This window comes from Devosia sp. J2-20 (genome assembly GCF_055808475.1).
In genome coordinates this window covers 2,952,990-2,971,534 of record NZ_CM147870.1, presented here as the reverse complement: position 1 = coordinate 2,971,534, position 18,545 = coordinate 2,952,990, and the positions used below count along the sequence as shown (strand labels likewise).

At 57.9% G+C, this 18,545-nt stretch carries 18 protein-coding genes and 1 tRNA gene; 6 read left to right on the top strand and 13 right to left on the bottom strand.

The window, feature by feature from the left end; all coding sequences use genetic code 11:
• Window position 1: 1 nt before the first annotated feature.
• From AC0L37_RS14555 to AC0L37_RS14545, 3 genes are all read right to left on the bottom strand, one after another.
• Complete coding sequence (locus tag AC0L37_RS14555; RefSeq protein WP_282222849.1) at window positions 2-2,617, bottom strand: DEAD/DEAH box helicase; 2,616 nt, start codon at window positions 2,615-2,617, stop codon at window positions 2-4.
• Complete coding sequence (locus AC0L37_RS14550) at window positions 2,614-3,561, bottom strand: HamA C-terminal domain-containing protein (RefSeq protein ID WP_282222850.1); 948 nt, start codon at window positions 3,559-3,561, stop codon at window positions 2,614-2,616. The genes AC0L37_RS14555 and AC0L37_RS14550 overlap by 4 nt, the downstream gene beginning before the upstream one ends.
• A gap of 292 nt (window positions 3,562-3,853) precedes the next feature.
• Entirely contained in the window at window positions 3,854-4,402 is a 549-nt protein-coding gene (locus AC0L37_RS14545; protein WP_282222851.1) for a recombinase family protein, read from the bottom strand.
• 192 nt (window positions 4,403-4,594) lie between these two features.
• Between AC0L37_RS14545 and AC0L37_RS14540 the strand changes: the two genes are divergently transcribed.
• A complete protein-coding gene (locus AC0L37_RS14540) occupies window positions 4,595-5,698 on the top strand; it encodes a protein NO VEIN domain-containing protein (RefSeq protein WP_282222852.1) in 1,104 nt (367 codons plus the stop codon).
• A 164-nt stretch (window positions 5,699-5,862) separates the two neighbouring features.
• Here AC0L37_RS14540 and AC0L37_RS14535 read toward each other — a convergent pair whose 3' ends face one another.
• Window positions 5,863-6,210 carry a Rap1a/Tai family immunity protein gene (locus tag AC0L37_RS14535; RefSeq protein WP_282222853.1) on the bottom strand — a complete coding sequence of 116 codons (348 nt, stop codon included), beginning with the start codon at window positions 6,208-6,210 and terminating at the stop codon, window positions 5,863-5,865.
• Window positions 6,211-6,742: 532 nt separating this feature from the next.
• On the opposite strand from AC0L37_RS14535, the gene AC0L37_RS14530 reads away from it, so the two are divergent.
• Entirely contained in the window at window positions 6,743-7,312 is a 570-nt protein-coding gene (locus tag AC0L37_RS14530; RefSeq protein ID WP_282222854.1) for a hypothetical protein, read from the top strand.
• 474 nt (window positions 7,313-7,786) lie between these two features.
• Here AC0L37_RS14530 and AC0L37_RS14525 read toward each other — a convergent pair whose 3' ends face one another.
• From AC0L37_RS14525 to AC0L37_RS14505, 5 genes are all read right to left on the bottom strand, one after another.
• Window positions 7,787-8,326, bottom strand: a complete 540-nt coding sequence (locus AC0L37_RS14525) for a ribonuclease H family protein (RefSeq protein ID WP_282222855.1) — start codon at window positions 8,324-8,326, stop codon at window positions 7,787-7,789.
• Between the two features lie 82 nt (window positions 8,327-8,408).
• Entirely contained in the window at window positions 8,409-8,621 is a 213-nt protein-coding gene (locus AC0L37_RS14520) for a hypothetical protein (RefSeq protein ID WP_282222856.1), read from the bottom strand.
• 143 nt (window positions 8,622-8,764) lie between these two features.
• On the bottom strand, window positions 8,765-8,965 hold the full coding sequence (locus tag AC0L37_RS14515; RefSeq protein ID WP_282222857.1) for a hypothetical protein: 201 nt from the start codon (window positions 8,963-8,965) through the stop codon (window positions 8,765-8,767).
• Window positions 8,966-9,377: 412 nt separating this feature from the next.
• On the bottom strand, window positions 9,378-11,102 hold the full coding sequence (locus AC0L37_RS14510) for a site-specific integrase (RefSeq protein WP_282222858.1): 1,725 nt from the start codon (window positions 11,100-11,102) through the stop codon (window positions 9,378-9,380).
• An 80-nt stretch (window positions 11,103-11,182) separates the two neighbouring features.
• Window positions 11,183-11,257 (bottom strand) — tRNA-Thr (locus AC0L37_RS14505).
• 162 nt (window positions 11,258-11,419) lie between these two features.
• Between AC0L37_RS14505 and AC0L37_RS14500 the strand changes: the two genes are divergently transcribed.
• Window positions 11,420-11,545 (top strand): hypothetical protein, encoded by a 126-nt coding sequence (locus AC0L37_RS14500; RefSeq protein ID WP_282222859.1) that lies wholly within the window; start codon window positions 11,420-11,422, stop codon window positions 11,543-11,545.
• Window positions 11,546-11,675: 130 nt separating this feature from the next.
• Window positions 11,676-12,968: a UDP-N-acetylglucosamine 1-carboxyvinyltransferase gene (murA, locus tag AC0L37_RS14495; protein ID WP_282222860.1), complete on the top strand. Its 1,293-nt coding sequence runs from the start codon at window positions 11,676-11,678 to the stop codon at window positions 12,966-12,968.
• Window positions 12,969-12,992: 24 nt separating this feature from the next.
• Here the strand turns inward: murA and AC0L37_RS14490 are convergent, their stop codons facing one another.
• Genes AC0L37_RS14490 through AC0L37_RS14475 form a run of 4 tightly spaced genes read right to left on the bottom strand, consistent with a single transcriptional unit; the run spans window position 12,993 to window position 16,622 of the window.
• Window positions 12,993-14,126, bottom strand: coding sequence for an ABC transporter permease (locus AC0L37_RS14490; protein ID WP_269367968.1), 1,134 nt, complete (start codon window positions 14,124-14,126; stop codon window positions 12,993-12,995).
• Window positions 14,123-15,061, bottom strand: a complete 939-nt coding sequence (locus AC0L37_RS14485; protein WP_282222861.1) for an ABC transporter ATP-binding protein — start codon at window positions 15,059-15,061, stop codon at window positions 14,123-14,125. The genes AC0L37_RS14490 and AC0L37_RS14485 overlap by 4 nt, the downstream gene beginning before the upstream one ends.
• Window positions 15,058-15,993 carry an HlyD family secretion protein gene (locus tag AC0L37_RS14480; RefSeq protein ID WP_282222862.1) on the bottom strand — a complete coding sequence of 312 codons (936 nt, stop codon included), beginning with the start codon at window positions 15,991-15,993 and terminating at the stop codon, window positions 15,058-15,060. The genes AC0L37_RS14485 and AC0L37_RS14480 overlap by 4 nt, the downstream gene beginning before the upstream one ends.
• Window positions 15,990-16,622, bottom strand: a complete 633-nt coding sequence (locus tag AC0L37_RS14475; RefSeq protein WP_212658969.1) for a TetR/AcrR family transcriptional regulator — start codon at window positions 16,620-16,622, stop codon at window positions 15,990-15,992. The genes AC0L37_RS14480 and AC0L37_RS14475 overlap by 4 nt, the downstream gene beginning before the upstream one ends.
• 186 nt (window positions 16,623-16,808) lie before the next feature.
• Here AC0L37_RS14475 and AC0L37_RS14470 point away from each other — a divergent pair, with 186 nt between their 5' ends.
• A complete protein-coding gene (locus AC0L37_RS14470) occupies window positions 16,809-17,243 on the top strand; it encodes a DUF2948 family protein (protein ID WP_212658968.1) in 435 nt (144 codons plus the stop codon).
• 9 nt (window positions 17,244-17,252) lie between these two features.
• On the top strand, window positions 17,253-18,545 hold the full coding sequence (gene hisD / locus AC0L37_RS14465; protein ID WP_212658967.1) for a histidinol dehydrogenase: 1,293 nt from the start codon (window positions 17,253-17,255) through the stop codon (window positions 18,543-18,545).

Below are 18,545 nucleotides of genomic sequence, written 5' to 3'. Positions count from 1 at the left end.
ATCACTCTCCCGGATTTTCTGTTTCGATCTTTGGCAAAATTTTCTCACTTATTTCACGAACAATGATGACAGGAAGCCCTATTCCATCCAGCTCGTTTTGATGCTCTCTGACCCAAGCTAAACAGCCGTCTTGATTAAGATCATCTCGAGCAATTTTTTCATAAATAGCCACGGCGCCCATTCGTGAAATTCCCAACTCCATCAATGACCGAAGTGTTATGGATGAAACTCCAAGTTCCAACGCAACACCAATATCAAGGTCTTCATCGATCAGATCAGGCCGATCTATAGAAATAAGAAATTGATTTAGAACATCTACATATGCCGAAAAATATTTCGGAGCCCGAAATCTTGCTGTGTTTTCTATTAGGTCCAACGTATTTCGGATTAGCGTCGACTGGTCAAATTTATGCCCGTGGCGCACGTGGTACTCCATGCGCTTACGTATTATTGTTGGAAGGGAGAAGCCACGCAGCCATTGCAGAACTATTAGGGCGTGGAGCGGGATGAGCCCATGTGGAAGAAACACGGGCAGCAGGTGCATATTGATGCGGTCCATCATGCCTGCAAAACGTTCGTAGGCATCGTCGCTCTCAGGCGGCGCGGGCACAAGGTCTTCTGGATTGCCTCCGAGAGATTCAAAATAGCTAAGCAGTCTCTGCATGCCTAAAATGCTAACGCCTGGATTTCGTATAGCCGTCTCTTGGGGGATTTCGATCCCAGCCAAAACTGCTGAAAGCACAGCGTCCATGCGACTAATTTCGGCGGCCGGATGACGCTTTGCGAATGGCGCGGAAGCAACAGACCCCAAACGGGTAAAAGTCGTTAGGAGGTAGGCGGACACCTGTTCAAACTTGGAGGCTTGGGAGAGGTCAACAGCGTCGACACTATGCCTATCCGAAATATACTGGATCAAACTGTCCGACTCGGCGAGCGCACGATCTGTTTCTCGCCGTATTCGATAACGGGTTCGTTTTGGCACTCCATTCGGCCAAGCAACCGTATTGTCTGCGTCAATGCAGATGATGTTGCCTTGAAACTCATTTCCCCAACGCCCCGCCCTCCCCGCTAAGTTCCAGAAGTCGTGTGCCTCCATCGGATTGCCGGACCCTTTTGTCGGGCCACGGACAACGATAGTGCGGCAGGACAAGTTCACGCCCTCAATAAGCGTAGAAGTGCAGATCAAGAATTTGAGCTTTCCTGACCGAAACAGCCGCTCAATTTCCATCCTGATTAGTGATGGAATATTGCCATAGTGAAACGCAACGCCCCGCTCCACCAATGGTGCCAGAGCGTAGTTCTTGTGAACGCACTTTCTTGCTAGGTCAGCCAACGCTGCAAGTTCGTCATCGACCTGTGCTACTTGTGGCATAAGCTGGCTAATCAGCAGGGCAACCTCTTCTGCCTCGGCCGCCCCGTTGGAATAGACTAGCGTTCCTCCACTCTCGCCCGCAGCAGCCGCTATGAAGGCGAGCCGTTTTCTAAGGCCATCGGGCTTACTGCTGAGCTTCAGCGTCCCGAGCGGAAGATAATCTTCTCCCTCACGCAACCGAAGCTCCCATTCCTTCGGTTTTCTAGGAACTTGACGCGCTACTATGATGTTCTGCAACACAGTTGCCGTGTCGCTGTCTACTGCAACACGAGTGGCATCGATGGGGGCGTCATCCAAAAGTTCCCCGGGATTTTGGGTTGCTGGGCTTATAAATAGTACCCTAAGTTCGGGACTGGAACGTGACGTCCTTTCAATAGCGTCCTGAAGAATCACGCCACGCTGATTGTCGCCAATCTTGTGCGCCTCATCGACAATAAGTACGTCAACGTTAAATTTATCGCTCAGCAGATTTGCGAGCAGGTGCAATCGCTCTTGAGTAAATACAAATATACATTTACCATCACCTGTGGCAGCCGCTACGTATTTTTCGGTTGATGGAAGAGATGTAACTTCTATCTCTTGCTTAGTTGCTGCGACGTGGGCAAGCAGTGCTGCCTCGATTTCGGAAACTAACGCGCGGGTTGGCGCTAAGTACACTGCGACACGGTCACCAGTTGTTTGGAGGCGGTCAATTAGCCACTCCAGAACTAGAAAAGTCTTGCCAGAAGCGGTCGGCGCAGAGGCTGATAACCATGAGTTTTCAGTGGCTGCGCCCGCCCAGAAATCGCGCTGGAAGTTATTAACATCGAGCCGCTCACCCGAAGCTTGCAGGATGATCGAATTTTCTAGTCGGTGCCGCTGTTTTTCAATGCGAAGGCCTATGCCCAATCTGGCGTCGAGGTCGGGAGCAACTTTTCCTCGTTCCACGGCCAAGGTCGCAGATCGATGATTTGCCAATTTCTCAAAAAGTACACTTGCTGCATCCCGGACAGGCGGGCTCGCATCTAGTGTGACGGCAGCCGTGGCAATGCGAAGGGCGGCTTCACGGTGTAGCCGCTGGCTCGATCTTGCCAGTATGGTCCCAGCGAGTAGCAGCCTGTCCCAATCTGGCGCGGGATTACCTGACAGTACTTCATTCGAATTCAGGTTATCGATTTCCAAAGCAGTTAGGGATTGAGCGATATGATGCAACTCATCACGAACGCCCTGGCCATACAGCCATTGCTGCAGTTCCGCCTCTGTCATGGCTTGAGCCCGAGAGCTTCCAAGAAGGCGCTTCGGAATGTGTCTGCAGATGGCAACGGTACGCAGAAAAACTGGACCTCAAAATGCTCAAGTTTCTCCTCTGACAACCTCAGCCCCACTGACTTTGCCCAAGTGCTAAGTCCATCACGTGCAGCTGCTACGATTTCATCCGCAATCCCCCTAGCGTCGCTGGCGGGATAAAAGGATGCGTCAAAGCCCACCAAGGCTATTCCGCAATACTCGACGCGGTTCGATTGAGGGAGAGTTCGGTCAAAATACCTTTTAAATCCCTCGGTAAGGGACGGGTCGCTCAAGTCGGCTTTGTCACTAAGAAGCAACAAGTCGCGCTCTCTTTCAGCGCCAGAGTGGTCTTCTTCAAGCAAGAACGGTGCTAGCGATCTTAAGCATTCTCGAATGGCATCGGTTGCATTTCCATATATTTTGGATTCGCCCCAATATAATTTCAAATGCCCATCCTCGGCGACCGTTGCGTACACTCCGTCAGCACCATGGTAATGCATACGGGTATCGGTCTTTAGATCCATCTTACACAGCACATGAGGCAGCCCAAGAAACCGCTCGGCCAACAAGAATAGCAACATCTCGCCGCCTTCCCCGGTGTTGCCCAAGTCCGTAAAAACGTCCCTTGCTTGCTGGTGCAAAGCTGCAACCGCACAGGTTGATTTGAACTTCTGATCTCGTTTTGCGGCCTCATCGCGCTTGCTTCTAGGAATTGCATAATCGGCGACTGCGTCGCGCATGAACTCTGCAAGCCGCTTGGGCTTGACCTTGCCGTTGGCGTCGGAAGTCAAGCAGTGACAGTGGATTTTGACTTTTTGGCCATCTATTAGAACGTCTCTCTGTACCAGCTGCAAATGAACCCCCAACTCCTCAGGGTCGCCGGATAGGATTTTTGTCAGCTCTTCCGCAGTGAACTCAGCCATGACAAAATCCTGATAGGTTATCTACTGATAGGTCGCGGCTACAAGGCAGCAAGAGTATTTTCTCGGTGGCGGCTGGCATTGAACACAGTGCCAAACTACCGCCAATTAACAAGAAAATACAACTGCATGAGGACAGCCCATCAGCATGTGGCAGTTTGGTCGAGTGGTGTTGCTCGCGCAGAATGCCACGCCATACCCAGGCCAAACCGGACTATTTGCTCCGAAAAACAATAGACGTCCCCTCCTAAAGGAATATTAGTCGGCACCTGCTTGCCGTGTATTCTTCCTTCGATTAGTCGTTCTCTAGTTCGGCAACTCTATAAACCGTTGAACGTGCAACATTGAACCGCTTGGCCACTTTCACTGGCTTTTCACCAGCAGCCAGCGCTTCCCGGATGGCCTTCGCATCTACAGTTACCGGGCGCCCCTTGTAGCGCCCCTCAGACTTGGCCTTGGCGATACCCTCAAGCTGCCGGTCCTTCCTCAGGTCCGTCTCGAACTCCGCTATCGCCCCCAGCATGTTGAACATCAGCCGACCGTGGGGTGTGGTGGTATCAATGTTCTGTTCGCTCGCAATGAGGTCCACCCCCTTGGCCTCCAACTCCTTGCTGATGGCATGGAGGTCGGACACTGACCGCGCTAACCTGTCCAAGCGAGTCACCATCAGCACGTCACCCTTGCGAGCAAATTTCATGGCCTCGGCCAGTTTGGGTCGACCTTCACGCGTTGTGGCACTGGCCTTGTCGACGAACACCTCCTCGGCACCATGTCGCAACAAGATGTCGATCTGGGCGGCTTCGTTCTGACCGTTGGTAGAGACGCGGGCGTATGCAATCTTCATGGTGCGAGTGTCCGACAAATATCTAAAGCCATATCGGAATAGCGTCCTATAAATACTAGATCAACTTATATCGGACGGTTTCGGTAGACTAATGCCCGTCCTGCATGGGTATACCTTTTGGGAATTCGAAAGACCCGCTTGGTTCCAGGAAGCGAAGAGGTGTAGCAACACATAATGTTGGTGGAGGGCAATATGCCAGACGAAAAAACGGACCTTCCAAGTCAGGGTGAAGTGGAACGGGCACTTCTGTCCCTTCTTCAAGCCCGCAATCAGCCACTTCGTCCTGCTGACGCCTATGAAGCGCTGGCCAAGGAGTTCGGTCTGTCGGAAGACATGCGTCAACGGACTATGGAAAATAGCGGCCGCAACCATTGGGAAAACCGTGTGCAGTGGGCAAGGAACGAACTCGTCAAAGCCAAGGTCATCGCTTCACGGCCCCGTGGCTTGTGGACGCTCACCGAGTTGCAGCAGTCTGGCGAGGACTGGTCGGAAAATGAGGTCCGCGCTCTCGTCGCAGACTACTTCGAGATGCTCACGGCTGAAATCCAGCACCGAGCATACTCCAAAACCGAGCATCGAAATCGCCTCATGGCCCTGGTTCGGCGTTCATATGGCTCAATTGAAAGAAAGCATATGAATGTTAGCGCCATACTAAAGGAACATGGCTACCCCTACATCGACGGGTACAAACCCTATACCAACTATCAACGGGCGGTATTGCCCGCGATTGTCTTGCCTCACCTGGTAAACCTCGGTGATGACCTAGATCGGTCTGTCCCCACGCCCATAGCTGAACTACCTAACCGCACTGATCTATTCGTCCCTCCCCCTGCCGGAGGCGTGACGATACCGGCGCCTTCAGACCCCATTGCCCGCAGGTTTGATGTGGCGGAGCGAGACGCCAGGAACAGGGCGCTTGGGTCGGCAGGCGAAGAATTCGTCATCGAGGTTGAGCGTCAACTGCTTGTCGATGGCGGGCGCAGCGACCTGCTTGGCGAGGTCGAACTAGTCTCCATAACCGAAGGAGATGGCCTCGGATACGACATCCGTTCCCGCGACTTGAGTGGGAATACCGTGTTCATTGAGGTGAAGACCACACGCAGCGACGAGCATGCACCATTCTTTTTGACTGAGAATGAGCGACGAGTGGCGGCTCAACTCGGCTCGGCATACAAGCTCTACAGGGTCTTCAACTTTGGCAAAGAGCCAAACATATTTGTTCTCTCGGGACCACTGGAGGGAAGTGTATCGCTCCAGCCTACCGCTTACCGAGTAGGGCTTTTGCCAGTGTTGTAGGCGATTGAAGGCGGCTAGCTGTGGGAGGCCCATAAGTTCGATACACATGGTCCTATAGCTATCGGTTCGCTTTGGCGTGTCGCATTATCGAACTAAATACACGTGAACTCGAAGGCGGTTCGCTTATTGCATACGCAAGCCGCCAGCGCTTGCGGCTTCTAGGGTCAGCATGGATAGGCCAAACGAAGCCCTGTAACTACCGCGTAAATCGCTGGCTCATCCTCCTGGAACATGCCTTCAGGGAGGTTAGCGAATGCTTCATCAGAAAGCGAAGTAAGTGATGCGCCCGTTGGCAGGCAGAATCTCATGTCATCACCAACTATGCCCTGCATATCCAGCGCAGCCAGAAAATAGCCGAGACAAAGACCACTTCGGTCAGGTTCACTATCTGAGCAGCTCGCCCGAAGCATGGAAATTGAAAAGCCCGACCCGGTCTTTCCCTTGCTCTCGGCATATGCTGCGGTTGCGATCAACATTGTTCCGATAGAAACAACCACTCTGAGCGTGTTCACAATATCACCGTCCCGCGTCCATTGTATGGAAGGTGAGTGTAGCAAGCGGACCCTTGGCCGCCAGCATTAATCCAACCACACTTCCAATGCGCTCCTGCAAACGCACCCGGAGCCGCCGCAGCGGGTCGTAATTGTGCTCAGCCGCCGCACCTAAATCGCCGCCACGGAGCCTCACAGAGCCGCCTATGCGCCTACGTAGTATTGGGCAACCATCAGAAGAACATCGGCAGATGAATGGGCGTTTCTGGCCTGAGGTCGCAGAACAGCTCTATTGCTGCCGTGAGCGCCTTCAAGGAGAATTTAGTGGATTGCTGAACGGGCGACGACGCTGACTGAAAGTCGTACCTCCGACTTGTTTCGCGTACGGTTGCAGGATGTTACAGGATGGTCAATGAGCGACCGCTTGGCCGGAGGTCTTGCCTTCCCAAGTAGGACGTGGCTGACGTCCCCCCGAGGGGGAATGCGCGGACTTGTCTTTTGATCTTGCCGGAACGGGTTTTTTTGTCATTTTCAAAGCTGCTTAGGAGATATGTTGCGTTACGGTCAGCTATTGTTCGCCGCGTATGCCGGAGCTGTTGCATACGGCTTCTCCATTCTATGGTTTGGGGAACCCCTCCGCATCCTGAAGGATTACCAAACGCTAGTGATCGGACTGCCCACAGTTCTGGCGGCGGTAATCGCATACCTGCATCTGCGCGATGACCGGCATCGGTACGAGCGTGACCGCGCCGTGCTTGCAGAGCAAGAAGTCGAGGCAATGCGAGTGGCAATCAGGATGGCTGATTTCGAACTAATGCGAGAGCATGCCGACCTGGTGCAGGGGCTTTTCGAGTACCCATACAGAACGTACGACCCCGTCGATCCTGAGGACTTGGCATTCGTCGTGACCCACGCCAAAAGCTACGAGGTGTTGAGACATTCTAAGCTGCTCTCCAAGCACATCGAAGATCACATCGCTATAGCCCGGGAAGCCAACAACGATGAGGGGGTGGAGGCGCGGCCCGAAGTGCTCTCCCACCTCCAGCTGCACGAGGGCCCCGCAGAAGTTGCGGCGCGGCGCTTGCTAAACGCAGCCAAGCTGCGCCTACAGGCTCTATTGTAGTTCCACATCAGTGACATCGTAGCTGTAGGTCATGGGTTGGCACTTACCCGCCGCGAGGCACTGAGGCGCAAGCTGATGTCAGCGCAAAATTGCGTCTACGAAATCCGGGGCAGCAGTCGAGGTCTCAGCATGTCAGCGCGGCGCTTCCCGAACGGGGTTGCCACGCCTGTGATGTCGGTACGCGACTGGCCACGGGTAAAGTAGATTGGATGGTCATGACCAGCAACAATGGACGCCTGTCAGCCCCACTCGATGACCACGGCCTTGCTCTGTCTTTAATGGGCATTGCCTCAAGCGCTCCTGAGGAGATGTCAGAACACTCCTAAGGCTAAGCTATAAGCAATGCCTGTTATATCCTCCTATTATATCAACCTGTTATATCCTCTCTAAGCATATCTATAGGCGGGCTTCTCCTAAGGTGGGGGGTAATTGTTCTGGTGGTCGTCCATCTCCGGTCGGTCTCTGGGCTCGTTATCACCAGAACCAGTCTGGATGTCGATGCTTCACCGACCGCTCGCCGCGCCGATACCGCCCCGAAGCGCCATTGCTTGCCAATTGATCGGCCACCTCGTTGAGGTCGTGCCCAACATGCCCCCGTTGCCAGACCCATTCCACAGCACGCTTCTGGCAGAGTTGGTCTAGCTGCCGCCATAGCTCCTTGTTCTTCACCAGACCACCTGAGTTGCGCCAACCAGCTGCCTTCCATTTCTCCAGCCTGCCGGTCATCCCCAATACGACATATTCGCTATCACTAAGGACGACGGCCGGGAGGGGCTCAGCGAGCCTTTCTAGTCCCCGCACGGGCGCTGTCAGCTCCATTTGGTTGTTGGTGCTGATCATCACCTCGCCTTGGCCTGCTAGAGCCCGCTGATGGAGAACTTGGTCGCCGTCCTTGAGCTGGATGACAACACCCCAGCCGCCTGTGCCGGGGTTGCCTTTGCATGCACCATCGGTGCCGAGGAGGTAGTGCCTGCCCCTAGTGATGGAGGCGACGTTCTTTTCTTGATTAGTCATGTACGAGTTCCTGAAAAGGGAAGGACCACCCGAGGGCGGTCCATTGATCGAATGGTGGTGGGTAGGCGGTGACGCTGGGCAATTAACGTTTCGGGAAGGCACGATTGATGGCAAGAGCCAGCTCAAGGCCAGCGGATGATCCAGACGAAGCGCAGAGCTTCAACATGGCCGCTCGTGAAAGAACCAGCTCAAGTATCCCGGGTGGATTTGTAGGCAGCTGGACATACTTGTAGTCCGTGCCTTCATTCAGGCCTTTGAGGAATTTGGGGAGATTGAAAGTTGGGTTGCGGCTCATGTGATAATCCTGTCGGTGGTGGGTTCGTATCGACGCGAAAACGCCTCACGCAGCGTCTGGCCGGTTTGTGAGGTGTGCTATGGTGGGGGGTAATCGACGCCTGGGGCGCACAACGGACTGGCAAAGCGCCCCGGATAAAGGGATTACATCCCGCCCATGGCCTCAAACATGCTCAGCGCTGCCCATGCTGTGCCGAACCAGCAGACCCACTTGATGGCCAACCAGATGCACGATGTCCGAAAGATCACATAGCCGATCTGGCTTGTGCCTGCGGCAATGCCGAAGACAATCCAAAGCATGACGTTGGTGCCAAAAAGCGTGGCGACAGCTGCAAAGAATGCCATGGCGATCAACGACCTGCTGCTGGATCTATGGACAGGACGCCTAGGATGCGCTCACAGAAGGCTTCCCAGTCCATCCTCGCGCCAATCTCGCAACCGTACTCCACGGACTGCTCACGCCATTCCAGCTACACTCTGAGCGGGGTGAATGGGACGCGGGCGTAGACGCCCGATAGCCTGCCGCCGATGTGGATTGAGAAGTGGTCGGACATCGCCGTCCGAGAGTTGTGAATGACGTTGTAGTTTGTGGAAACAAGACCGCGCATGGATTGCCCCGTTGTTCGCGGTGGTGTTGCCCGTCGTCGGACAGCATGGAGGAACGGCTCCCAGGGAGACGCACAAGGTTGCACACAGCTGGTGCGGGGCTGAACCACACTGGCAGCGGCGAATGCCTATGAACCCACCAAGGGGCACTCTAGGGGTGTTTGGGCGGTGGCTTGCGACCTCGTATCGGGAGACGGGGAGGCAGGGCGCTCTTTAATGGTTGTGGCGTGACGGCTTGAACGCTTGGCCGCCAATCGGTCGGCACCACATTGAAGCGTGGCAGCTTGTTAATTTCCGCGTCAACCACCTCGGGTGACCAGTCGCCGTAGCCTTCGCGGGCATCAGTGCGGGACCGGCTGCCCATCATATAGTCGCGGGCCTCTTTGTTCATCTTGTGTGTCCTGCTCAAGGACGTGAACAAATGCCGCCATGCATGACTGGGCCTGTTATTCGGTGCTTCAATGCCCAACTCATCCCTGACCCATTCTGCGATCTTGTCTCCTGCGCTCTTCGCTCGATGATCGGAGAGAACTGTGAGGTCGGTTCCCTCGGGGTATGGTGTGTAGAACGCTGGACCATCACCCACGGCCCGAAGCATATCCAGAAACCCTAGCTCGATCAGGTGGCTGTGAATGCCGGTCGTCCAGGAGTTCTTGCCCTTCGTGCTACCGTCATCTGGTGTAATCAGCAGATATGGGATGCCGTTCTCTTCCCGTAGGTGCCTGCCTTGAAATTGAGTGACCTCAGTCACCCGCAACCCAGTATAGGCGCAAATCCACGGGACCCAGAAGATAGCCCGCTGGTATGGGATGGCTAGGTCTTTCGAGGAGCCTTGGAAAGTCGCCTGCAGAATGGTCGTGGCCTGCTCGGCATTGTACCCCTTCGGGCCGGAGGGGGCAGGGGCATCGCGTTCGTCACGGATGTTCGCGGCCACGTTCAGTGGGAGATCAAATTCCTTTACAGCGTGGTTGAGGGCCACCTTGAGGCTGGTGAGGTACTGGTCGTTGATGGTCTTCTTCGCAAGTCCGCGCTGGATCAACGCGTCACGCCAGCGCCGAACATCATCCTTGGTGATGCGGTGGACCTCTTCGTGCCCAACAAGAGCCATGAAATCTCTCAGGCATCCTCGGTACTTGTTGAACGTGTCGTCCTTCTTGGATTGTGTCCGCTGCTTATGGGCAAGGAGGCCCGTCAGGGTGGCGGGGTCATCGCCGGTCGGCCCTTTGGGAACCCGGCTCGCCGTTGTGGGTCGAGCTATGTCCAGAATCGGAAATCGCTGCTCCACAATGTCGGGGCCGTAGTCGCCACCCGCCCGTCGAATAAGAAGTGCAGCGGCATCCTGCATAGCATGGGCGGTCTGCTCCAGGAGCTTCTGGCGGGTATCGTCGTCAATACGCAAGGTGTGCTTCGCCAACACGAGGTCAACGAACGGGCCAAACCGTTTTTCCATGCCGTGTTTGCGATCAATGAAGAGGGTCTGCCCCCCAAGTACTCGATTGTTGACCTCTGCCGCCTTGGACCAGTGGGCGGCATCACCAGGGTCATCCTCTGCGGATTTAAACATCCTGTAGACTTCACCAGCCAGCGCAACGGCCTGACGATGGGTTAGTCTGCTAGGTGCGTCGCTTAGGCTTTGCCAAACAAGGTCGAACTGCGATTGAGCATCGTTGCCTCGGCGTTTCGCTTCTGCTGCATCCTTGGTGCGCAACGAGACCTTGAGATATTCGCCCAGCTTCACCACGGACGGAGCCTCGTCAACGGTGATGGTTACTGATTTGCCCTTGGCGGCAGTCCTAAGCCGAGCAGGAACACGCTGCTTGAACCAGTAGACGCCTGTGATTTTGTGTTTGTATGGGGAAGGCATCGGCAAGACCATGAGAACCACCTCTGAGTACCAAAGGCGGACCAGAAAAGTCCAGCAAATCCATATTGTTCTGTGCCATCAAAGAGTTATGATGGTGCTGCCGGACAGGATTGAACTGTCGGCCTCCCCATTACCAATGGGGTGCTCTACCACTGAGCTACGGCAGCATTTGTTACGCGGCTGGTATGCTCGGCGCGACGGGGGCTCTACTGCCATAGGGTCTGGCTCGACGCAAGGCAAAAAAACGCCTATCACCGCCTTCAACATAAACACAGAATCCAACACGCCCCATGAGCAAATCCCAAGAAGCCACTGTTCGAGACCAAAGATTGGCCGCAAAGCTTCGCGAGAACCTCAAGCGCCGCAAGGGTCAGGCCAAGGCGCGTTCCGACTCGGAACGTCAGGCGCCAGATCCCCAACCGGCCCCCGAAACGGTCACGGTGAAGAAACCGTAAACCATTTTCGGACGACTATCGAAATCTTCAACGCTGAGAGCGGCGAGTCTGGCTTACGTGGCAACTAGGACTTGGCCTACCTCGATCTCCAGGTAGCTAGGGCACCAGCCCGCCATATAGGACGTAGACTATGGATCGTATCCGTTTGATCGGTGGCAATGAACTCAATGGCGAAATCGCCATTTCCGGCGCCAAGAACGCCGCCTTGCCCCTGATGATTGCATCATTGCTGACCGATGAACCCCTCGTGCTGCAGAACGTGCCGCGCCTGGCCGACGTCAAGCAGCTCGAACGCATTCTCGAGAATCATGGCGTCGATATCGCCGTGCACGGCCGCCGCCGTGGCGAAGACGACATGGTTGGCCAGCGCATGACCTTTCATGCCGCCGACATTGTCGACACCACCGCGCCCTATGAGCTGGTCTCCAAGATGCGCGCCAGCTTCTGGGTCATCGGCCCGCTTTTGGCGCGGTGCCACGAGGCCCGCGTCTCGCTGCCCGGCGGCTGCGCCATTGGCACACGCCCGGTCGATCTGTTCCTGTTCGGCCTCAAGGCGCTGGGCGCCGAGATCGATATCGACGAAGGCTATGTTGTTGCCAAGGCACCCAAGGGCGGTCTGGTCGGCGCCACCATCGCTTTCCCCAAAGTGTCCGTCGGCGCGACCCACACCATCCTGATGGCCGCGACCCTGGCCAAGGGCACCACGGTGATCGAAAATGCCGCCCAGGAACCCGAAATCACCAATGTCGCTGAATGTCTGGTCGCCATGGGTGCCAAGATCACCGGCATCGGCACCCGGACGCTGACCATTGAGGGCGTCGAGCGCCTGCATGGCGCCACGGTCGACGTCATCCCCGACCGCATTGAAACCGGCACCTTTGCCATGGCCACCGCCATGACGGGCGGCAATGTGCTGCTCAAGGGTGCGCGTCCCGAGCACCTGCAGTCGGCGCTCGATATTCTGGCCCAGACCGGCACCAGGCTGACCGTTGAGCCCGGTGGGCTGCGTGTGCAGCGCAGTGGCAATGGCATTGCCGCAGTCGATGTCGAGACCGATCCGTTCCCCGGCTTCCCCACCGATCTGCAGGCGCAGTTCATGGCCCTGATGACCATGAGCGAGGGCACCAGCCAGATTCGCGAAACCATCTTTGAAAACCGCTACATGCACGTGGCCGAACTCGTCCGCTTTGGCGCCGACATCGCCGTCGATGGCCAGGTGGCCACCATTCATGGCAAGCCCCAGCTCAAGGGGGCCCAGGTCATGGCCACCGATCTGCGCGCCTCGGTCTCGCTGGTCATCGCCGGTCTGGCGGCCAGCGGCGAAACCATCGTCAACCGCATCTACCATCTTGATCGCGGCTTTGAGGGCCTCGAAGACAAGCTCAGCCGTTGCGGCGCCGAAATCGAGCGGGTTGCTGGCTAGTCAGCCAGTCCAGGGCAGACGCTGCTAGTCCAGCGTCTGCCGATAGCGCAGCATTGCCAGCAGCGAAAACACCACCAGAATGATGGCCAGTGCGCCAAACTGGCTGGTTACATCGGCGCTGTCGGCGCCCTTGAGCATGACCTTGCGCACCAGCCGGATGAAGTGGGTCGCCGGCACGCCTGTGCCCAGCATCTGCGCCCAGCCGGGCATGCCGGCAAACGGGAACATGAAGCCTGACAGCAGGATCGACGGCAGGATGGTGAAAAAGCTCAGCTGCATCGCCTGCATCTGACTGCGTGCTACGGTCGAAATCAGAAAACCCAGCGCCAGATTGCCCAGAATGAACAGGTTGAAGCCGATGAAAAAGGCCAGGAAGCTGCCTTCGAACGGCACCGAGAACACCACGAACGCGGCCACCAGAAACACCACTGTCTGCACATAGCCGACCAGCACATAGGGCAGGATTTTGCCCAGCATCACCTCGAACGGTTTGACCGGCGTCGAGATGAGCATTTCCATGGTGCCGCGCTCATATTCCTTGACGATGGCCACTGCGGTGATCATCACCATGGTCATCGACAGGATGATCGCCAGCAGCCCCGGCACGATATTGGTCGAGGTCTTGCCCTCGGGATTGTACTGCCGATGCAGTATCACCCCGAACGGGGCAGGGGACCCCGCCACACTGGCCAGCGGACCGGTCAACGTCTGGCTCACCGCGCCATTGATGATGCCGCCCAGCGCGGCTGCAGCGCCCCCGATGGCAGCAGGGTCCGCCGCATCGGCCGCCAGCAGAATGTCGGGCCGCAGCCCGCGCACCACATCGCGTTCAAAATGGGCCGGGATCACCACAACAAAGCTGGCCACACCGCGCCGCAGCGCATCCTCGCCCTCGGCGGGCCCGTGCACCACGCCGGTGAAATCAAAATAGCCTGAGGTCTCCATGCCCGCTAGCATGGCACGTACCAGCGGCCCGTCATCATTGACCTCCACCAGTGTCGGCAGATCGCGCGGATCCGCATTGATCGCGAAGCCGAACAGCATCAACTGCATGATCGGCAGCACGATCATCATCGCGAAGGTGACGCGGTCGCGTCGCATCTGGATGAATTCTTTGGCCAGCACGGCCACAAAGCGGGACAGGGAGAACAGGCTCATGCTGCATCCCGCGAGAAATTGTCCTGCGCCCCCGCCATCAGATAGATGAACGCCTCTTCCAGACCTGCCGGCTGCAGGCTCCAGCGTTGCCCTCCCTTGGCCTCAAAGGCACGCACGGTGGTCTCGAGCGCCTGGGCATCCGTGCCCGACACATGCAGGGTCGACCCAAAACGCGCGATCTGCGCCACCCCCGGCTGACCTGCCAGCGCCGTTTCGAGTGCTGCCAGGTCGGGTCCCTCGGCCCGCCAGGTGGTCAGACCGACAATTGCAGGAATGTCGCCTGCGGGGCCATCGATCAGCTTTTTGCCATAGGCGATATAGGTGATGAAATCGCACTGCACGGCCTCGTCCATGTAGTGGGTCGATACCAGCACCGTCACGCCGGTCTTGCTCAACCGTCGGATTTCGTCCCAGAAATCGCGACGAGCTTTGGGGTCCACGCCCGCTGTAGGTTCATCCAGCAGCAGCAATTTGGGGTCATGAATCAGACAGGCAGCCAGCGCCAGCCGCTGCTTCCAGCCGCCCGAAAGCGTGCCCGCGAGTTGCCCGGCACGGTCGGCCAGTCCCAGGTCTTCCAGCGCCGTCGTCACGCGCACCTTGCGGTTCTTGATCCCGTACATGCGGGCCACGAAGTCCAGATTCTCGCGGATCGACAGGTCTTCATACAGGCTGAACTTCTGCGTCATGTAGCCGAGCTGTTTCTTGATCTCGCCTGCCTGGTGGCGCACATCGAATCCAAGACAGCTGCCTTCACCCGCATCGGGTACCAGCAAACCGCACAACATGCGGATGGTGGTCGTCTTGCCCGAGCCATTGGGGCCCAAAAAGCCGTAGATCGCCCCGCGCGGCACCGTGATGTCAAAGGCGTCGACCACCAGCTTGTCGCCAAACCGCTTGGTCATGCCCCGCACATCAATGACCGGCGCCGCACTCATCGGGTCACCGTCACGGGTTGGCCGGGCTGAAGTGTGCCGGGTTCGGCCAGTTCGGCTTCAACCAGATAGACCAGCCGGCCGCGCTCCTCGCGCGAATAGATCACGGGCGGCGTGGTCTGTGGCTCCTGCGCCAGATAACTGATCGTGGCGCGCATCGCCGAACACCCGTCGCACCCCACCGCTACCTGATCTCCCAGCGCCAGGCCGGACCGATCGGTCTCCGGCACAAAGAACCGGGCTTTCAAGGCGCCGGCGGGCAGGATCGACAGCACCGGCGCCCCGGTGGCCATTTCACCGGTCGTGTAGAACAGGCGATCCACCAGTCCCGCAACCGGTGCCCTGGTCTGACGGTCAGCCAGCTCAAGTGCCGCGCGGCGTGCATCGGCTTGGGCAGCGTTCAAATTGGCTTCAGCTGCCAATTGCTGGGCATTGCGCGCCGGCAACTCGGCCACCCCGACCTGTGCCGTCAACTGGTTCACCTGCGCCTGCGCTGCGTTCAGCGCGGCGCGGTCCTGTTCGACCCGCACTTCTGGCACCGTCCCCAGCGCGAGCAGCTTTTCGCTGCGCGCCAGATTGGATTGCGCCAGCACCAGATCCGATTGCGCCTTGCTCAGTGTTGCGCGGATCACATCGATCTCCTGGCTGCGCCCGCCGGTAACCAGATTGTCCAGCGTGGCTTCTGCCGAGGCGACCCGGGCCTGTGCTGCGTCCAGCAGTGCCTGTTGCTGTCGGTCATCGAGGCTGAACAGCAACTGCCCCACCGCGACGGCCTCACCCTCATGCACCGATATTTCGGCTATGCGCCCGCCGCTGGCTGGCGCCAGATAGACATAGTCGGCTTCCAGATAGCCCACATAACCTGTGTCAACCGTCGCGCCACCGGGCAGGATCGCCATCAGCGTTGCCAGAATGCCCGCAAAAAACTCGTTCATGGCCGGGCCTCGCTCATGCCGTAAAACAGGATGTCGAGATGGCTCTTGAGCAGGCGCTCCATGGCCAGACCATCATCGGGTCGGATGTCGAACAATTCGCTCATGGCGATATGGGCCATCAATGGCCCGATGATTGAGCGCACTGCCATCTCCGGATCGATAGGCCGCAATTGCCCATTGGCCACGCCGCGCGCCACCATGCCCTCCAGTGCCGGCCGCACCTTGTCGAGCACTTCGCGCCGATACATCGCTGCCAGCTCGGGAAACCGCACCACTTCGCTCAGCACCAGCTTGGGCACTGCCAGCTTGGCCGGGTCGGACAACTGTCGACACAGAATGGTCAGCAGCATGGTGATGGCCTCGCGCGGGTCGCCGTCAAAATGCGCCAGACCTTCCACCGCGTGGTCGGCAACTGGCGCAAGCGCGCGCTTCACGATGCCCTCAAGCAGCGCTTCCTTGGAGGGGAAGTAGAGATAGACCAGCCCTTTGGAGACCCCGGCAGCCCGCGCGACCTCGTCCACCTTGGCCGCCGCGAAGCCTTTTTCCACAAACACCGCCAGTGCTGCATCGAGCACTTCGTCAGGCCTGGCCTCGGCGCGGCGGCGGAATTTCTTGGTGTCTTCGCCCATGGCACTTCTCCAGCTATTGCCTGTTAATAACTGACTGGTCAGTCAGTAACAAGTGAAATCCATTGCACGGTGGCTTCTCGCGGGCCGCGCTTTTTGCGCTGGCCGCATTGCTCAACACCGATCAAGCTTGTAGATCGGAAGCGGGGTGACCAGATACGGTCCTTCCAACTCAAAGGCCGACCATCCATGACCGACCTGAAGCTTCTCGCGCTCGACACCGAAGACCTCGAAGTCATTTCCGCCCATGTGCAGGACGCCGTCCTGCGCGTTTCCGACATGGGCTATGCGCGCGGCGATCGCCGCTTTGCGCTGTTGATGAACCGCTTCGACTGGGAATCGGGCAAATCCCGCCGCGACAAGGGCGTGCGCAAGCGCACCGCGCTGCATTTTGACGCGGTCCAGTCAGTCGTCACCAACGGTTTTGATCCAGCCGCGCCCGAGGGTGTATTGGAATTGCTGGCCATAACCTTCAAATCCATTGACGGCCCGGCCGGTATCGTTGAACTCAGCTTTGCCGGTGGCGGTACCGTCCGTCTCGGCGTTGAATGCCTCGAAGCCCGGCTCAGCGATCTTGGTGCCGCCTGGGCCGCCGCGGCCAAGCCGGCCCACTCTCTCGACTAAGGACTGCTGATGCCCATTCGTCTTGATGCCGCTGACAGTGATTTCGAGCAGCGCTTCGTGCAGCTGCTTGAAGGCAAGCGCGAAGCCAGCAAGGACGTCAACGACGCTGTGGCCAGCATCATCGCAGACGTGCGCGCGCGCGGCGACGCGGCGGTGGTCGAGCTGACCAACAAGTTCGACCACGCCAATGTCGCACTTGATACGCTCGCCATCTCGGCCGAGGAAATCGCCAGCGCCGCGGCCAGCGTTCCCGACAATATCCGCGCCGCGTTGCAGACGGCCCATGATCGCATCTGGGCGCACCATGCCAAGCAGAAACCCGAAGACCACATCTACACCGATCCGCTCGGCGTTACCCTGGGCACCCGCTGGACCCCGGTCGATGCCGTGGGCATCTATGTGCCGGGTGGACTGGCCTCCTATCCTTCGTCGGTGCTGATGAATGCAGTGCCAGCCAAGGTGGCCGGCGTGGCGCGCATTGCCATGGTCGTGCCCACCCCCAATGGCGAAATCAATCCCGCCATTCTGCTCGCTGCCCAGATTGCTGGCGTCACCGAGATCTACCGCATTGGCGGCGCACAGGCCGTTGCTGCGCTGGCCTATGGCACCGCATCCATTCCCAAGGTCGACAAGGTTGTCGGCCCCGGCAATGCCTATGTTGCCACGGCCAAGCGTCAGGTTTTCGGCCAGGTCGGCATCGACATGATCGCCGGTCCCTCCGAAGTGCTCGTAATCGCCGACGGCTCGGCCAATCCCGCCTGGGTCGCCGCCGATCTGATCGCGCAGGCTGAACACGGGGCAGGTGCCCAGTCCATTCTGGTCACCACCGAAAAGGGTCTGGCCGATACGGTCGACGCCGAAGTCGATCGCCAGCTCGCACTGCTGCCCAAGGAAGAGATTGCGCGCCAGGGCTGGGATGAGTTCGGCGCCATCATCACCGTTTGCTCGCTCGATGAAGCTGCCATTCTGGCCAATCGCATTGCTTCAGAGCATGTCGAACTGGCCATCAATGATCCGCAGGGCTTTATGGGCGCCATCCGCCACGCCGGTGCGATCTTCCTGGGCCACCACACCCCCGAAGCCATTGGCGATTATGTTGGCGGCTCCAACCACGTGCTGCCCACCGCCCGCTCGGCGCGCTTTGCCTCGGGCCTGGGTGTGCTCGATTTCATGAAGCGCACTTCCATTCTGGGCTGTGATCCGTCCTCGCTCTCGGCACTTGCCGAGGCGGCGGTGACCATTGCCGAGGTCGAGGCGCTGCATGGCCACGGTCGCTCCATTTCCATCCGGCTGAACCGCTAG

Excerpts from the sequence above, each read along its gene's own strand:
- AC0L37_RS14555 (WP_282222849.1), bottom strand. The coding sequence starts at position 2,617 with ATGACAGAGGCGGAACTGCAGCAATGGCTGTATGGCCAGGGCGTTCGT.
- AC0L37_RS14550 (WP_282222850.1), bottom strand. The coding sequence starts at position 3,561 with ATGGCTGAGTTCACTGCGGAAGAGCTGACAAAAATCCTATCCGGCGAC.
- AC0L37_RS14545 (WP_282222851.1), bottom strand. The coding sequence starts at position 4,402 with ATGAAGATTGCATACGCCCGCGTCTCTACCAACGGTCAGAACGAAGCC.
- AC0L37_RS14540 (WP_282222852.1), top strand. The coding sequence starts at position 4,595 with ATGCCAGACGAAAAAACGGACCTTCCAAGTCAGGGTGAAGTGGAACGG.
- AC0L37_RS14525 (WP_282222855.1), bottom strand. The coding sequence starts at position 8,326 with ATGACTAATCAAGAAAAGAACGTCGCCTCCATCACTAGGGGCAGGCAC.
- AC0L37_RS14520 (WP_282222856.1), bottom strand. The coding sequence starts at position 8,621 with ATGAGCCGCAACCCAACTTTCAATCTCCCCAAATTCCTCAAAGGCCTG.
- AC0L37_RS14515 (WP_282222857.1), bottom strand. The coding sequence starts at position 8,965 with ATGGCATTCTTTGCAGCTGTCGCCACGCTTTTTGGCACCAACGTCATG.
- AC0L37_RS14510 (WP_282222858.1), bottom strand. The coding sequence starts at position 11,102 with ATGGTCTTGCCGATGCCTTCCCCATACAAACACAAAATCACAGGCGTC.
- murA (WP_282222860.1), top strand. The coding sequence starts at position 11,676 with ATGGATCGTATCCGTTTGATCGGTGGCAATGAACTCAATGGCGAAATC.
- AC0L37_RS14490 (WP_269367968.1), bottom strand. The coding sequence starts at position 14,126 with ATGAGCCTGTTCTCCCTGTCCCGCTTTGTGGCCGTGCTGGCCAAAGAA.
- AC0L37_RS14485 (WP_282222861.1), bottom strand. The coding sequence starts at position 15,061 with ATGAGTGCGGCGCCGGTCATTGATGTGCGGGGCATGACCAAGCGGTTT.
- AC0L37_RS14480 (WP_282222862.1), bottom strand. The coding sequence starts at position 15,993 with ATGAACGAGTTTTTTGCGGGCATTCTGGCAACGCTGATGGCGATCCTG.
- AC0L37_RS14475 (WP_212658969.1), bottom strand. The coding sequence starts at position 16,622 with ATGGGCGAAGACACCAAGAAATTCCGCCGCCGCGCCGAGGCCAGGCCT.
- AC0L37_RS14470 (WP_212658968.1), top strand. The coding sequence starts at position 16,809 with ATGACCGACCTGAAGCTTCTCGCGCTCGACACCGAAGACCTCGAAGTC.
- hisD (WP_212658967.1), top strand. The coding sequence starts at position 17,253 with ATGCCCATTCGTCTTGATGCCGCTGACAGTGATTTCGAGCAGCGCTTC.